This window comes from Nitrogeniibacter aestuarii (genome assembly GCF_017309585.1).
Classification (GTDB): Bacteria; Pseudomonadota; Gammaproteobacteria; order Burkholderiales; family Rhodocyclaceae; genus Nitrogeniibacter; species Nitrogeniibacter aestuarii.
In genome coordinates, this window is sequence record NZ_CP071321.1 from 2,066,761 (window position 1) to 2,081,946 (window position 15,186).

General features: G+C 62.9%; 16 protein-coding genes. 13 read left to right on the forward strand and 3 right to left on the reverse strand.

What is annotated here, in order from left to right; all coding sequences use genetic code 11:
• Positions 1 to 8 precede the first annotated feature (8 nt).
• The 3 genes from J0W34_RS09535 to J0W34_RS09545 all read left to right on the forward strand — a co-directional run bounded on the left by J0W34_RS09535 (position 9) and on the right by J0W34_RS09545 (position 3,217).
• A complete protein-coding gene (locus tag J0W34_RS09535) occupies positions 9 to 1,064 on the forward strand; it encodes an NADH:ubiquinone reductase (Na(+)-transporting) subunit F (protein ID WP_230971503.1) in 1,056 nt (351 codons plus the stop codon).
• A 118-nt stretch (positions 1,065 to 1,182) separates the two neighbouring features.
• Entirely contained in the window at positions 1,183 to 2,109 is a 927-nt protein-coding gene (locus J0W34_RS09540) for a catechol 2,3-dioxygenase (protein ID WP_230971504.1), read from the forward strand.
• Positions 2,110 to 2,290: 181 nt separating this feature from the next.
• Positions 2,291 to 3,217, forward strand: a complete 927-nt coding sequence (locus J0W34_RS09545) for a catechol 2,3-dioxygenase (RefSeq protein WP_230971505.1) — start codon at positions 2,291 to 2,293, stop codon at positions 3,215 to 3,217.
• A gap of 1,553 nt (positions 3,218 to 4,770) precedes the next feature.
• Here the strand turns inward: J0W34_RS09545 and J0W34_RS09550 are convergent.
• From J0W34_RS09550 to J0W34_RS09560, 3 genes are all read right to left on the reverse strand, one after another.
• Positions 4,771 to 5,187, reverse strand: coding sequence for an ester cyclase (locus J0W34_RS09550; protein WP_230971506.1), 417 nt, complete (start codon positions 5,185 to 5,187; stop codon positions 4,771 to 4,773).
• A gap of 209 nt (positions 5,188 to 5,396) precedes the next feature.
• Complete coding sequence (locus J0W34_RS09555) at positions 5,397 to 5,942, reverse strand: antibiotic biosynthesis monooxygenase (protein WP_230971507.1); 546 nt, start codon at positions 5,940 to 5,942, stop codon at positions 5,397 to 5,399.
• The gene (locus tag J0W34_RS09560; RefSeq protein ID WP_227814746.1) at positions 5,939 to 6,709 is read right to left on the reverse strand and encodes a GntR family transcriptional regulator; all 771 of its coding nucleotides are present in this window, start codon (positions 6,707 to 6,709) and stop codon (positions 5,939 to 5,941) included. The genes J0W34_RS09555 and J0W34_RS09560 overlap by 4 nt, the downstream gene beginning before the upstream one ends.
• 159 nt (positions 6,710 to 6,868) lie before the next feature.
• Between J0W34_RS09560 and J0W34_RS09565 the strand changes: the two genes are divergently transcribed.
• The 10 genes from J0W34_RS09565 (at position 6,869) to J0W34_RS09610 (ending at position 15,186) form a co-directional block, all read left to right on the forward strand.
• Complete coding sequence (locus tag J0W34_RS09565) at positions 6,869 to 7,321, forward strand: GlcG/HbpS family heme-binding protein (RefSeq protein ID WP_227814745.1); 453 nt, start codon at positions 6,869 to 6,871, stop codon at positions 7,319 to 7,321.
• Between the two features lie 23 nt (positions 7,322 to 7,344).
• Positions 7,345 to 8,799, forward strand: coding sequence for a 2-hydroxymuconic semialdehyde dehydrogenase (locus J0W34_RS09570; RefSeq protein WP_227814744.1), 1,455 nt, complete (start codon positions 7,345 to 7,347; stop codon positions 8,797 to 8,799).
• 8 nt (positions 8,800 to 8,807) lie between these two features.
• The gene (locus J0W34_RS09575) at positions 8,808 to 9,641 is read left to right on the forward strand and encodes an alpha/beta fold hydrolase (protein WP_230971508.1); all 834 of its coding nucleotides are present in this window, start codon (positions 8,808 to 8,810) and stop codon (positions 9,639 to 9,641) included.
• A gap of 9 nt (positions 9,642 to 9,650) precedes the next feature.
• Positions 9,651 to 10,433 carry a 2-oxopent-4-enoate hydratase gene (gene dmpE, locus J0W34_RS09580; RefSeq protein WP_230971509.1) on the forward strand — a complete coding sequence of 261 codons (783 nt, stop codon included), beginning with the start codon at positions 9,651 to 9,653 and terminating at the stop codon, positions 10,431 to 10,433.
• A gap of 11 nt (positions 10,434 to 10,444) precedes the next feature.
• The gene (locus J0W34_RS09585) at positions 10,445 to 11,044 is read left to right on the forward strand and encodes a carboxymuconolactone decarboxylase family protein (protein WP_230971510.1); all 600 of its coding nucleotides are present in this window, start codon (positions 10,445 to 10,447) and stop codon (positions 11,042 to 11,044) included.
• A gap of 114 nt (positions 11,045 to 11,158) precedes the next feature.
• The gene (locus J0W34_RS09590; RefSeq protein ID WP_227814740.1) at positions 11,159 to 12,067 is read left to right on the forward strand and encodes an acetaldehyde dehydrogenase (acetylating); all 909 of its coding nucleotides are present in this window, start codon (positions 11,159 to 11,161) and stop codon (positions 12,065 to 12,067) included.
• Positions 12,068 to 12,078: 11 nt separating this feature from the next.
• Positions 12,079 to 13,113, forward strand: coding sequence for a 4-hydroxy-2-oxovalerate aldolase (dmpG, locus tag J0W34_RS09595; protein WP_230971511.1), 1,035 nt, complete (start codon positions 12,079 to 12,081; stop codon positions 13,111 to 13,113).
• Positions 13,110 to 13,901, forward strand: a complete 792-nt coding sequence (dmpH, locus tag J0W34_RS09600; RefSeq protein ID WP_227814738.1) for a 2-oxo-3-hexenedioate decarboxylase — start codon at positions 13,110 to 13,112, stop codon at positions 13,899 to 13,901. Before dmpG ends, dmpH begins: the two co-directional genes overlap by 4 nt.
• 16 nt (positions 13,902 to 13,917) lie before the next feature.
• Positions 13,918 to 14,109 carry a 4-oxalocrotonate tautomerase gene (locus tag J0W34_RS09605; RefSeq protein ID WP_230971512.1) on the forward strand — a complete coding sequence of 64 codons (192 nt, stop codon included), beginning with the start codon at positions 13,918 to 13,920 and terminating at the stop codon, positions 14,107 to 14,109.
• Between the two features lie 114 nt (positions 14,110 to 14,223).
• Positions 14,224 to 15,186, forward strand: coding sequence for a WD40/YVTN/BNR-like repeat-containing protein (locus J0W34_RS09610; protein ID WP_230971513.1), 963 nt, complete (start codon positions 14,224 to 14,226; stop codon positions 15,184 to 15,186).

The window sequence follows — 15,186 nt, forward strand, 5'->3', positions numbered from 1 at the left end:
GACACTGCATGAGTTATGAACTGACCATCGAGCCGCTGGGCACGACGATCGAGGTCGAAGAGGATCAGACCATTCTGGATGCCGCCTTGCGTGCCGGCATCTGGCTGCCGCACGCCTGTTGCCACGGTCTGTGCGCCACCTGCAAGATCGATGTGATCGACGGCGAGGTGGATCACGGCGAGGCATCCAGTTTTGCGCTGATGGACTTCGAACGTGACGAGGGCAAGACCCTGGCCTGTTGCGCGCGGCTCGAGTCCGACGTGACCATCGAGGCCGATATCGACGAAGAGCCGGATGCCGAGTCGATTCCGGTGAAGGATTTTCCGGGTACGGTCTCGCGCATCGAGCAGCTCACGCCCACCATCAAGGGCATCTTCATCGAACTCGACGAGCCCATTCATTTCCAGGCCGGCCAGTACGTGAACCTGGAGCTGCCTTCACACATCGGCTCGCGTGCCTTTTCGCTGGCGAATGCGCCGGGGCAGGGCAACGAGGTGGAGCTGAACATCCGCATCGTGCCCGGGGGCGCAGGCACCACCTGGATTCACGAAGACCTCAAGGTGGGGGAGCGTATCAGCCTGTCCGGTCCCTACGGCCGATTCTTCGTGCGCAAGTCGGCCGAGTCGCCCCTGATCTTCATGGCGGGTGGCTCGGGGCTGTCGAGCCCGCGCAGCATGATTCTCGATCTGCTGGGGGAGGGCTGTAGCCAACCGATCACGCTGGTCTACGGCCAGCGCACCCGCGAAGAACTCTATTACCACGACGAGTTCCTTGCGCTTGCCGAGCAGCACGGCAACTTCACCTACGTGCCGGCGCTTTCCGACGAGCCGGAGGGCACCGACTGGGCGGGCTTCCGTGGTTTCGTCCATGACGCGGCGGTGGCGCATTTCGACAACGACTTCCGCGGGCACAAGGCGTACCTGTGTGGCCCGCCGTTGATGATCGACGCCTGCATCGGTGCGCTCATGCAGGGCCGCCTGTTCGAGAACGACATCTTCACCGAGCGCTTCATTTCCGCCGCCGACGCCCAGCAGGTGAGAAGTCCCTTGTTCAAGCGGATTTAAAATCTCGAGAAAAAACGTTGACGTCGAGAAAAGACGCCAATATCTTTAATCTCACGACACATAAACCGCTGGCGCATGTCATGAATCCGAGACGGTGACCGGCTGGAGGAGACTCAACATGGCAGTAAACGGAATTCTGCGCCCGGGCCACGTGCGCCTGCGCGTGCTCGACCTCGACGAGGCCGTCAAACACTACCGCGACGTGCTGGGCCTGATGGAAATGGGCCGCGACGCTCAGGGCCGCGTGTATTTCAAGACCGTCGACGAACACGATCACAACTCCCTGGTGCTGCGCGAGGCCGACGAGGCCGGCATGGACGCCATGGCATTCAAGGTGGCGGACAAGGCCACGCTCGACAGGCTCGAAGCCGACATCCGCGCATTCGGCATCACCACCGAGCGCATTCCCGCCGGCGAAATGCTGGAGACCGGCGAGCGCGTGATCTTCCAGGCGCCCACCGGGCACCACTTCGAGCTGTATGCCGAGAAGACCGACGTGGGCAACGGCATGCCCTACACCAATCCGGAAGTCTTCGTGCCGAACCAGCCGGGCATCAATCCGGTGCGCTTCGACCACTGCCTGCTGTACGGCCCGAACATCACCGAGGTGGAAAAGCTGTTCACCGAAGTGCTGGGTTTCTACACCACCGAAAACGTGTTGATGGAAGACGGCAACAGCAATCTGGCGGTGTTCATGTCCTGCTCCAACAAGGCGCACGACATCGCCTTCGTGATGCATGGCGAGCCCGACAAGCTGCACCACGTGTCCTTCCTGCTCGAGAGCTGGGAAGGGGTGCTCAAGGCGGCCGACATCATGTCCATGAACCGGGTGTCCATCGACATCGGCCCGACGCGCCACGGCATCACCCGCGGCACCACGATCTACGCCTTCGATCCGAGCGGCAACCGCTTCGAGACCTTCTCGGGCGGCTATCACGCCTACCCCGATCAGCACCCGATCACCTGGACCTTCGATCAGGTCGGTCCGGCGATCTTCTATCACGACCGCCAGCTCAATGAGCGCTTCCTGTCGGTGGTGAGCTAAGCAGGACACGGGGCCTTCGCAAGGAGGCCCCGTCGGGTTTTTCTTCCAGCAGAGAGAGACGTCCGCACCGGCTGTTCGGCGCGGAAAACCATCCCGGATACAGGTGCCGCAACCGGGCGGCGCCCACATAACGAACCCGGGGGTGCCCCTGACCGGAGGGGTGTTGAGGAAGGAGAACACCATGGCAGTCAACGGCGTATTGCGCCCTGGCCATTTTCAGATGCGCGTGCTCAATCTGGACGAGAGCGTCAAGTTCTACACCGAGGTCATGGGCCTCAAGGAGACCGGTCGCGACACGCAGGGCCGCGTCTATTTCAAGACCCAGGACGAGCGCGACCACAACAGTTTCATCATCCGCGAGGCCGTCGAGGCGGGCGTGGATTTCTTCGGCTTCAAGGTGCTCGACAAGGCCACCCTGGCCAGGCTCGACGCCGACCTGCGCGCCTACGGCCTGCACACCGAGCGTATCGCCGCCGGTGAAATGCTGGAGACGGGTGAGCGCATCCGCTTCACCTTGCCGACCGGTCACGATATCGAGCTGTACGCCGAGAAGACGGACGTGGGCAACGGCATGCCCTATACCAACCCGGAAGTCTGGGTGCCCGACGTGCCAGGCATCAACCCGGTGCGCATGGACCATTGCCTGCTCTACGGCCCGAATATCGAAGAGGCGCAGAAGATCTTCGAAGAGGTGCTGGGTTTCTATCTGGTCGAGCGGGTGCTCATGGAAGACGGCCAGTCCGACCTGGCCATCTGGCTGTCGTGTTCCAACAAGGCCCATGACATCGCCTTCGTGCGCCACTCCGAGCCGGGTAAGCTGCACCACATTGCTTTCTTCCTGGAGAGTTGGGAAGGGGTGCTCAAGGCGGCCGACATCATGTCCATGAACCGGGTGTCCATCGACATCGGCCCGACGCGTCACGGCATCACCCGTGGCACCACCATCTATGCGTTCGATCCGTCAGGCAATCGCTTCGAAACCTTCTGCGGCGGGTATCAGACCTACCCGGATCATCATCCGATTACCTGGACGTTTGATAACGTGGGGGCGGGGATTTTCTATCATGATCGGAAGCTCAATGAGCGGTTCCTGTCGGTTGTGAGCTGAAGGGGGGTGCCGTGTCGCCCGGCTGAGCGTAGCGATGCCGGGTGCGGCGGTGACGGGCTTTCAGGTCCTGCCGGGAAGGCTGGTCGTGATTCGTCAGGTCTGGCTTCCGTCTGGTGGCGTCACTGGCCGGGTCTCGCCCCGGCGGGCGAAACCATCGGCGAAACAGAAATGGAATGGTGCTTCGACTCAGCACTGAACTGATGGCTGAGGTCGTTCAGTCACGAACCGCCATCGGCCGGGTTTCGCCCCGGCGGGCGCCTCACTTTCTTGCTTGTGCAAGAAAGTAAGCAAAGAAGCACAGCCCACGCTCGCGTCGCCTTCGGCGATGCCCAATCGTCAACCACCGTGGGCGGCGTGCTTCGCCAACTCGCCCTATGGGCTCAGACAGCGAAGCCCGTTGATCCGCCCCCGGCGCTTGTCGATTGGCGCGATCGAGGGCACTACAGACGTGCAATTCCGGTGAGATCCGTAGCCCGGCCGAGCGCAGCGGCGCCGGGATCATCTGTCGAAATCAGAAAGGGGTGCCAGATAGGAACGCCCTCAATCCCTCTGTCGTGCCGAGTCGCCCGAATGATCAGCAGAAAAAGTGACTTCGCTGTTTGAGCCCGCAGGGCGAGTTGGCGAAGTCACCTGCTGAGCGTTCGGGCAGCGAGGGGAGCCCGGAGGGCCACGAAAAGCGGGATGCGTCTCTTTGCCTACTTTCTTGCGCGTCAAGAAAGTAGGTCGCCCCTCAGGGCGAAACCAGCAGCGAAACAAGAATGGAATGGTGTCCCGACTCAACACTGAACTCATGCGTGAGGTCGTTCAGGCACGAACCGCCATTGGCCGGGTTTCGCCCCGGCGGGCGCCTCACTTTCTTGCTTGTGCAAGAAAGTAAGCAAAGAAGCACATCCCACGGTCGCGTCGCCTGCGGCGATGCCCAACCGCCAAACCCCGGCGGCGGCGTGCTTCGCCAACTCGCCCTTCGGGCTCAGACAGCGAAGGCCGTTGATCCGCCCCCGGCGCTTGTCGATTGGCGCGATCGAGGGCGAAGCGGGCGTGCCACTCTGGTGGAGTCCGTAGCCCGGCCGAGCGCAGCGACGCCGGGAACAACGTCTTGTCATGAGAAAAAGGTTTCAGCCCGGCACGCCCCCAATCCCTCTGTCGTGCCGAGTCGCCCGAATGACCGGCAGTAAAAGCGGTTTCGCTGTCTGAGCCCCGCAGGGGCGAGTTGGCGAAACCGCCTGCCGGACATTCGGGCAGCGAGGGAAGCCCGAAGGGCCACGAAAAGCGGGACGCGTTTCTTTGCCTACTTTCTTGCGCGTCAAGAAAGTAGGTCGCCCTTCAGGGCGAAACCAGCAGCGTTTCGATACCTGTATAGGGTTTTGCTACCGACAAATGAAGTCCGTAATTTTGATATCCGCTACGTCGCTTGTTTGCGCACGGTCCCAGGTCGGCGAAGTCGGTAGGCGGACTCAATAGACTTCGGACCAGGCGATTCAAATCGCAGAGAAACGAAGCTCGCAAGAAATAGGTGATCGTCTGCAGCCGACGCGAAGTGGTACTTCGCGGGACTACTCGCTACTGCGATCTAGCAGTTGTAATAGTCCATGCACGTCGCCGAGGACCCACAGGTCAGCGACCAGCCCGTCCCTGAACGTGAAGAGTGCGGTGCCAGCCCACTCGACTGTTTTCCCTGTTGGCTTGAAACCAAAAAATTCGCCACGGTGGATTCCTGAAAAGCGCATTCGGGCGAAACACTGGTTACCCTCCGCGACCAGGTCGAGAATGTCGCATTGGTAAGCACCAAGGGCCTGATGAACGAAATCGACGTAGTCAGCAAACTCGGAATGCCCGGTTTTATGCTGCCCGAGAGAGCCTCTGAACGTGAAGTCCGACCGAAGCAGCGAAGGAATTGCCGATTTGTCGTGCTTGTTCCATATGTCAGCATAGAACTTATGAACAACAGTCTTGAGCGCGGAAAGCTCCATGATGGATGCTCGCGACGTTAATGAGGGACATCCATTTTGCCCCAGGCCCCGGAGCGATTGGGAGGTCCGATATTGGCCGTCGGTCACCACTGGTCTGGTGCACCATCCTCAGACTGGCCAAGAGCAACATCTCGCAGCTTCGTGCGGACTTTCTTTTTCTTTACGGGCTCGATGTATCCGGAACAGGTCTTACCTGACCCCGAGGGACTTCAATCCCTCGCCGGATGCAAAAACGGCTTCAGCCATTTCACCAGTCGCGGCATCACCACCCACGTCATGGTCACCACGATCAGTGCCGTGAGCACTGCCGTACGTGGCAGAAACGGCAGGTCTGCCAGGTAGGGCGCGACGAACCACAGAAAGACCGACACGGTCGGGAAGATGCCCAGCCAGGTGACCAGCGCCATGCGTGCCCGCGAGGGCGGGTGGGCAACCGGGGTTCTGGGGGGGATGAACCAGGCATCCAGGCCCGAGAGCAGGTGGTATTCGGGCGGGCCTTCAGTGAGCGGGGCCATGGCCTCGTGCCAGCGCTGGCGTTCGTCCGAGGCATCCCAGGTGGCCAGGTTGTCATCGGTCTCGAACTTGATGGTGACCCGGTATTCGTCCGTGGGGGAAAGCGGCGGAGTGATCTCGGCGCCGAGAAAACCGGGGAACTGGCTGACCGCCTGGCACATGCCTCTGAGCACGGCCTCGTACGCTTCTTCGCTGCCCGGCAGGGCGCGACGATGGGCCACTCGGACGACGGGTGGGCTCATTTCCCTGAAGCAGAGCGTCTGGGTTTGGTGACCTGTTCGACGGACTTGGCCGGCTCGATGATGTTCGAGGGCAACTGACGAATGCCGTCGAGCGTGCGGATGATGTGTTCGGTGAGCACGGCACAGGCGCGATCCACATCGCGGGCCACGGCCGCGTCACACAGCTTCTGGTGTTCGGCGTGTACGTCGCGCGGGATCGGGTTGTTGTGCATGGACAGCCGCCGGTAACGCTCGGACTGCCGATACAACAGCAACTGGAAGTGTCGGATCCAGCGCGACGGGCATGCGGAGATGAGCGCTTCGTGGAAGGACTGGTTGCGTACTTCCCAGTCTTCGCGCGAGGCGGTCTGTTGCCAGTCGAGCCGTTCCTCTGCGCGGGAAAGGCGGTGGAAGGCGCCCAGCACGTTGGCTTCCCACTCGTCGGTGCCGCGGGTGATGGACTGTCGTAGTGCTTCGGTCTCGATCAGCACGCGGGTGCGCGTGATGTCTTCGAAATCCGACAAGGAGATCGGGGCGACATTGAAACCGCGTTGTCCCTGCGCCACGACCAGCGCGTCGGTCATCAGCAGCTGCAGGGCTTCACGCAGCGTGCCGGCACCGACGTCGTAATGAGTCTTCAGGTGCTCGACGCGCAGCTTCTCACCCGGCTTGAGCTTGCCGTCGATGATGTCTCTGCGCAGTCGGTGATACGCCCCTTCGACCAGGGTCTTGGGCGCATCGGCGCTCTCCTCAGACGCCGTGGTTCTCCGTGTGGCCGCTTCGCTCATGGCGATCCTTTCTTATGGCGACGCATTTTGCGTACGGGTAGTGCGTGATTCTAAACAAAGGTGAAGCTTTGAGGAAAGTAAAAAATCTCGAGAAAAAGTGTTGACGTCGAGAAAAAGCGAAATTATTGTGTTTTCCCATGGAGACATGAGAACACCACCATGAACGAAAACAGGTCAGAACCTGATGTGGTGACGCAAGCCGTGATCGGCTGCGATGCCGCTGCCCGAGCCACCCGGGCTGCCGTTGCGAAAGCGCGGGAACTGGGCGTCAAGATCAATGTGGCTGTCTGCGACAGCGGCGGCAATCTGGCGGCGTTCCTGCGCATGCCCGGCGCATTCAATCAGTCCATCGATATCGCCATCGACAAGGCCCACACGGCGGCCGGCTTCGGATTTTCGACCGGAGACTGGACCAAAGTCTTCGATGGCAACGAGGGCATGAAGCTCGGTTTCCCTGTACGTCCCCGCCTGGTGGTCTTTGGCGGCGGGCTCCCCATTCGAATCGACGATCAGCTGGTTGGCGGTATCGGCGTGTCCGGTGCCTCCGAGGCGCAGGACGAGGCATGCGCCCGTGCCGGCCTGGCTGCGATCGGCGCTCAAGACAACAACTGACGCGGGAACACAAAGGTTACGGAATGAAGGACATCCTCAATTTCATCAATGGCGAGTTCGTCGCCACGAACAAACAGTTCGACAACCGCACGCCGATCGACAACAGCGTCATCGGCCGTGTTCACGAAGCCGGCAAGTCGGAAGTGGACTCGGCGGTTGCCGCGGCCAAGGCTGCACTCACCGGCCCGTGGGGGCAGATGAGCATCGCCGAGCGCGTCGAGATCCTCTACAAGGTGGCCGACGGCATCAACGCCCGTTTCGACGAGTTTCTGGCCGCCGAGTGCGCCGATACCGGCAAGCCGATGAGCCTGGCTCGCCATATCGATATCCCGCGTGGTGCGGCCAACTTCAAGATCTTCGCGGACGTGATCAAGAACGTGCCGACCGAGTTCTTCGAAATGGCGACGCCGGACGGCCGTGGTGCCCTGAACTACGCCGTGCGTCGCCCGGTGGGTGTGGTCGGTGTGATCTGCCCGTGGAACCTGCCGCTGCTGCTCATGACCTGGAAGGTCGGCCCGGCGCTGGCCTGCGGTAACACCGTGGTGGTCAAGCCCTCTGAAGAAACGCCGATGACCGCTGCGCTGCTCGGCGAGGTGATGAACGCGGCCGGGGTGCCCAAGGGCGTCTATAACGTGGTGCACGGTTTCGGCCCGGGTTCGGCCGGCGAATTCGTCACCACCCATCCGGATGTGAATGCCATCACCTTCACCGGTGAAACCCGCACCGGCGAAGCCATCATGAAAGCAGCGTCCACCGGCGCGCGTCCGGTGTCGCTGGAGATGGGCGGCAAGAACCCGGCGGTGGTGTTCGCCGATGCCGACTTCGACGCGGCCATCGAGGGCACCATGCGCTCCGTGTTCGCCAACTGTGGCCAGGTCTGCCTGGGCACCGAACGCGTCTATGTCGAGCGCCCGATCTTCGACAAGTTCGTCGACGCCCTCAAGAAGGGGGCGGAGGGCCTGAAGCTGGGCCGTCCGGAAGATGCCGACACCAACCTTGGCCCGCTGATCTCCAAGGAACACCAGCAGAAGGTGCTGGGTTACTACGAGAAGGCCAAGGCGCTGGGCGCCACGGTCGTGACCGGTGGTGGCAAGCCCGACATGGGCGGCAGCATGAACGATGGTGCCTGGGTTCAGCCGACCATCTGGACCGGGCTGGACGACAACTCCGCCATCGCCCGCGAAGAAATCTTCGGCCCCTGCACGCTGATCCAGCCCTTCGATTCTGAAGAAGAGATCGTGCGTCGTGCCAACGACACCAAATACGGCCTGGCCGCCTCCGTGTGGACCCGGGATCTGGCCAAGGCGCACCGGGTTGCCGGTCAGCTCGAAGTCGGTCTGGTGTGGGTGAACAGCTGGTTCCTTCGCGACCTGCGCACACCGTTTGGCGGTGCCAAGCAGTCCGGCATCGGCCGCGAAGGCGGTGTGCATTCGCTTGAGTTCTACACCGAGCTCAAGAACATCTGCGTGAAGCTGTAAGCACGGTCATGACGAACGCCAGCCCCGAGATCGCCAACACCATCGCCGCCGCCGGCATCGAGACGAATTATCACGATGTCGGCGCCGGGGATCCGGTGATGCTGATTCACGGCTCCGGTCCGGGCGTGTCGGCCTGGGCCAACTGGCGTCTGGTGATGCCGTCCCTGGCCGAGCAGGCGCGGGTGATTGCGCCGGACATGGCCGGATTCGGTTTTTCGGCACGGCCGGACAACTACAGCTACTCGATGGACAACTGGGTCGATCAGGCCGTGGGTCTGCTCGATGCGCTGGATATCCAGAAAACCGATCTGGTCGGCAACTCGTTCGGTGGTGCGCTGGCACTGGCGCTGACCATTCGCCATCCGGAGCGCGTGCGCCGCCTGGTGCTGATGGGCAGCGTGGGTGTGCCTTTCGAGATCACTGAGGGCCTCGACGCGGTGTGGGGCTATACCCCCAGCTTCGAGAACATGCGCCGGATCATGGACTACTTCGCCTGGGACCGCTCGCTGGTCAATGACGAGCTGGCGCAACTGCGCTACGAGGCCAGCATCCGCCCGGGCTTTCAGGAGAGCTTCTCGGCCATGTTCCCGGCACCGCGCCAGCGCTGGGTCGATGCCATGGCCAGCCCGGAGGCCGACATCCGCGCCATCGAGCACGAGACGCTGATCATCCACGGTCGCGACGACCAAGTGATTCCGCTGCAGACCTCGCTCGCACTGCATCAACTGATTTCCCGTTCGCAACTGCATGTGTTCGGCCGCTGTGGTCACTGGACCCAGATCGAGCATGCCGCACGTTTTGCCCGGCTGGTGGGGGATTTCCTCGCCGAAGCCCGGAACTGAGAGAGAACCATGGAACAGAACCTCATCAATCAACTCGGCGACGAGCTCTACAACGCCCTGGTCAAGGGCGAAGTGCTGGAGCCGCTGACCAACCGTCACGCCGACATCGCCATCGAAGACGCCTACCAGATCCAGCAGCGCATGCTGTCGCGCCGCATCGAGGCGGGTGAAGCGGTGATCGGCAAGAAGATCGGCGTCACCTCCAAGGCCGTTCAGAACATGCTCGGCGTGCATCAGCCGGACTTCGGCTGGCTCACCGACGGCATGGTGTACAACGAGGGCGAAGCCATCCCCATGAGCACCCTGATCCAGCCGAAGGCGGAAGGCGAGATCGCCTTCGTGCTCAAGGAGGACATCCAGGGGCCGGGGGTGACGGCGGCCGACGTGCTGCGCGCCACCGAAGGCGTGATGGCCTGCTTCGAGATTGTCGATTCGCGCATCCGCGACTGGAAGATCAAGATTCAGGACACCGTAGCCGACAACGCCTCCTGCGGCGTGTTCGTGCTCGGCTCCGCGCTGGTCGATCCGCGTGAAGTCGATCTGGTCACCTGCGGCATGGTGCTGGAGAAGAACGGCGAGATCGCGGTGACCGGCGCTGGCGCCGCTACCCTGAGCTCTCCGGTCAATGCCGTGGTGTGGCTCATCAACATGCTCGGCAGCCTCGGAATCGGTCTCAAGGCGGGCGAAGTTGTGCTCTCCGGCGCGCTGGGCGCCATGGTGCCGGTGACCGCGGGCGACAGCCTGCGCGTGACCATCGGTGGCGTGGGCGGCTGCTCGGTGCGCTTCGTCTGAGGGCAACGATCATGGCCAGACTCGATCCCCTCCCGAAAGACGCGGCGCCCGAACTGGCCGACGAGTTCGCTTTCTTCGAGCGGACGCTGGGCTTCGTGCCCAACAGTCTGCTGACGATGGCGCGCCGGCCGGCGCTGACGCGCGGGTTGATTGCCCTGAGCAAGGGTGTCTACGACCCGAGTGGGGAAGTGGATCTGGGCCTCAAGCGGCTGATCGGTCACGTGGCGAGCATGGCAGCCGGTTGCATGTACTGCCGCGCGCACACCGCCACCAGCGCCATGCGTCATGGCGTCGAAGGCGACAAGCTGGCGGCCATTCACGAATACCGCGCCAGCCCCCTGTTTTCAGAGGCCGAGCGTATCGCCCTGGACTTCGCACTGGCCGCAGCCAGTCAGCCCAACGACGTCACCGACGCGCAGATGGACCAGCTGCGTGCGCATTGGAGCGAAGGGCAGATCGTCGAGATGCTCGGCGTGATCGGGCTCTTCGGCTTCTTCAATCGCTGGAACGATTCGCTGGCCACCGCCCTGGAGGCTGAGCCTCAGGAGACCGCGGAAGCGACGTTGAGCGCAACCGGGTGGTCTGTGGGCAAGCACGGGGGCGGGCACTGACATGAACACTTTCGATTTCACTTTTTCAGGCAGCGCGCGGCTCACCCCGGTCTCCCTCTCCGACCTGCGCGCGCAGCTTTTTTTCTATTCAAGCCATTTGACAGGACGTAACGGATGAACAAGATCAAATGTGCGCTGATCGGTCCCGGCAACATCGGCACCGATCTGCTCTACAAGTTGCAAAGAAGCCCGGTGCTCGAGCCGGTGTGGATGGTCGGGATCGACCCCGAATCCGAAGGCCTCAAGCGCGCCGCCGAGATGGGGCTGAAGACCACTGCCGACGGCGTGGATGGCCTGCTGGCGCATGTGAAGGCCGACGGCGTGCAGATCGCCTTCGATGCCACCAGCGCCTATGTGCACGCCGAGAACAGCCGCAAGCTCAACGAGCTGGGCGTGATGATGATCGATCTCACCCCGGCGGCCATCGGTCCGTACTGCGTGCCCCCGGTGAATCTCAAGGAGCACGTGGGCAAGAAAGAGATGAACGTGAACATGGTCACCTGCGGTGGCCAGGCCACGATTCCCATGGTCGCTGCCGTCTCCCGCGTGCAGCCGGTGAAGTACGGCGAGATCGTCGCCACCGTCGGCTCCAAGTCGGTCGGCCCGGGCACGCGCAAGAACATCGATGAATTCACCCGCACCACTGCGGGCGCGGTGGAGAAGGTGGGCGGCGCCAGGCAGGGCAAGGCCATCATCATCATCAACCCGGCTGAGCCGCCGCTGATCATGCGCGACACGGTGCACTGTCTGACCGAAACCGAACCCGATCAGCAGAAGATCACCGAGTCCATCCACGCCATGATCGCCGAGGTGCAGAAGTACGTGCCCGGCTACAAGCTGGTCAATGGCCCGGTCTTCGACGGCAACCGTGTCTCCGTGTTCATGGAGGTCGAAGGCCTGGGTGACTTCCTGCCGAAATACGCCGGCAATCTGGACATCATGACCGCCGCCGCTGCGCGCACCGCCGAGATGTTCGCCGAAGAAATCCTCAAGGGCGAGCTGACGCTCGCGCCCACTGCCTAAAGGAGCGAATCATGGATCTGAAAGGCAAGAAAATCACCGTGCATGACATGACGCTCCGCGACGGCATGCACCCCAAGCGCCACCTGATGACGCTGGACGACATGAAGTCCATCGCCACCGGGCTGGACGAGGCGGGCATCCCGCTCATCGAAGTGACCCACGGCGACGGCCTGGGCGGCAGCTCGGTGAACTACGGCTTCCCGGCGCACACGGATGAGGAATACCTCTCCACCGTCATCCCGCTCATGAAGCAGGCCAAGGTCTCGGCGCTGCTGCTGCCGGGCATCGGCACCGTCGATCACCTGAAGATGGCCCATGAGCTGGGAGTGAACACCATCCGCGTGGCCACTCACTGCACCGAGGCCGATGTCTCAGAGCAGCATATCGGCATGGCCCGCAAGCTCGAGATGGACACCGTCGGTTTCCTGATGATGGCCCACATGAACAGCCCCGAAGGCCTGGTCAGCCAGGCCAAGCTCATGGAGAGCTACGGCGCCAACTGCATCTACGTGACCGACTCCGCCGGCCACCTGCTGCCCGAGACGGTCAAGGCCCGCGTGGCCGCCGTGCGTGAGGCGCTCAAACCCGAGACCGAACTGGGTTTCCACGGCCATCACAACCTGGCCATGGGCGTGGCCAACTCCATCGCCGCCATCGAAGCCGGCGCCAACCGCATCGACGCAGCCGCCGCCGGCCTGGGGGCAGGAGCCGGCAACACCCCCATGGAAGTGCTCATCGCCGTGTGCGACATGATGGGCATCGAGACCGGGGTGGACGTGTTCAAGATCCAGGACGTGGCCGAAGACCTGGTGGTGCCGATCATGGACTTCCCGATCCGCATCGACCGTGATGCCCTCACGCTCGGTTACGCCGGGGTGTATGGCTCCTTCCTGCTGTTCGCCAAGCGGGCCGGGGAGAAGTACGGCATTCCCGCACGGGAAATTCTGGTGGAGATGGGGCGTCGCGGCATGGTCGGCGGACAGGAAGACATGATTGAAGACACGGCCCTTTCCCTGGCCAAGCAACGCAAGCAGGAGGCCGCATGAAACTCGACCAAGCCATCATCAAGAAGCTCGCCGAGCACCTTGAGAACTGTGAACTCGAAGCGCAGGACACCCTCAAGATCACCGAAGACTATCCGGACATGGATTTCGAGGACGCCTATGCGATCCAGGACGAAATCCGCGCCCGCAAGATCGCCCGGGGCCACAGCATTGCCGGCCTGAAGGCCGGCCTGACCTCGCACGCCAAGATGAAGCAGATGGGCGTGACCGAGCCGGTGTTCGGGTTCATGGCCGACTACTACAGCGTGCCCGAGGGCGGCGAGGTGAAGGTCTCCGAGCTCATCCACCCCAAGGTGGAGCCGGAGATCGCCTTCGTGACCAAGCGTGCGCTCAAGGGCCCGGGGTGCCACATCGGCGCCGTGCTGGCCGCCACCGATTTCCTGATGCCGGGCATCGAGGTGATCGACAGCCGCTACCGCGACTTCAAGTTCGATCTCAAGAGCGTGGTGGCCGACAACACCTCCGCCGCGCGCTTCGTGGTCGGTGGTCAGCCGGCGCGCCCGTCTGATGTGGATCTGCGCACCGTCGGTGTGGTGCTCGAGAAGAACGGTGAGCCGGTCGCCCTGGGCGCCGGTGCCGCGGTGCTGGGTCACCCGGCGGCGGCCATCGCGGCGCTGGCCAACAACCTGGGCCGACGCGGCATGGAGATTCCCGCCGGCACCTTGATCCTCTCGGGTGGCGTGACCGAAGCCGTGGCGGTGGCGCCGGGCGATCACATCACGCTGCGCGTGCAGGGCATGGGCAGCACCTCGCTGCGCTTCGTCGAGTAAGGCCCGGGAGGTACCCATGCCACTGGCACATATCCACATCCTGGAGGGACGGACCGAGGACCAGAAGCGAGCCGTGATCGAGAAGGTCACGGCCGCGTTGGTGGAGGCACTGGATGCTCCCCAGCAGAGTGTTCGGGTCCTCATCCAGGAGGTTCCAAAAACGAACTGGGGTATCGCCGGGCAGTCGGCGAAAGATCTCGGCCGCTGAATAAACACAGAATCGAGCGGCCGGGAAGCCGCCCCAGAACCATCGCAAACAAAAAAGACAGCCGCGTTGCCTGACGTGCGGCGAGAGGTCCAGAGACCTCACCAAGGAGGAGCTGTGAGCAAGATTTCGGGTCGCACAGCGCGACTGATGACAACTGCGGCGAGCATGGTGCTGCTCGCTGCCTGCAGCGGAAGTGCCGACCTGTCGGCAGTCCGCGAGACGGCGCAAAAGCCGGTCAAGCGTTACGACGTGGTGCAGTCGCTGACGTCGAACAAGGACGTGATCGTGGCCGGTTTGCAGAACGGCGCCGTGGCGGTGTCCGACGACAAGGGCAAGACCTGGCGGCGCGAAGCCACTGATGGCGCGTCGATGATCGGCCTCGCCACGTGTCCGGACGGCACGGTGCTCGGCATCGATTTCCACGGCAAGGTCTGGCATGCCGATGCCAAGGGGCAGCAGTGGACGAGCGTTTCGGTGGACAAGCCGAAGATCCCGCTGGCCGTCAGTTGCGATCTGGTCGGTCGCTGGTGGGTGGCCGGAACGCGTTCCGGAATTGCCTACAGCGCGGACAAGGGGGCGAACTGGCACAGCATCGACCTGGGTGAAGATGCCCAGATCACCGCCATTCAGTTCCTGGACCGGGATTACGGGGTGGCCACCGCCGAGTTCGGCATGGTCTATGTGACCGAGGACGGTGGCGCCAGCTGGAACCGCCGCACCGACATGCCCAACGAGTTCTATCCGTATGACGCCATGTATGTGTCGCGGGAGGTGGGCTACGTGAGCGGTCTGGCCGGCCAGATGCTCAAGACCGAAGACGGTGGCCAGAGCTGGTTGCCCATGGACAACGCTACCGGTGCCCCGATGTACCGCCTGTTCATGCTCGGCGGTGTGCCGCACGGGGTGGGCGCGAGCGGGGTTGTCGCACGGCTCGAAGGGGATACCTGGCGCGCCGTCGCCTATCCCGACCCCTTGCCTGTCTTCTTTGCCGCCGGTGCGCCCGCGGCGACTGAAGCGGCTGTCATTGCCGGTGGTCCCGGCGGTCTGCTGCGCGTGATCGCAGCGGCTGGCAACTGA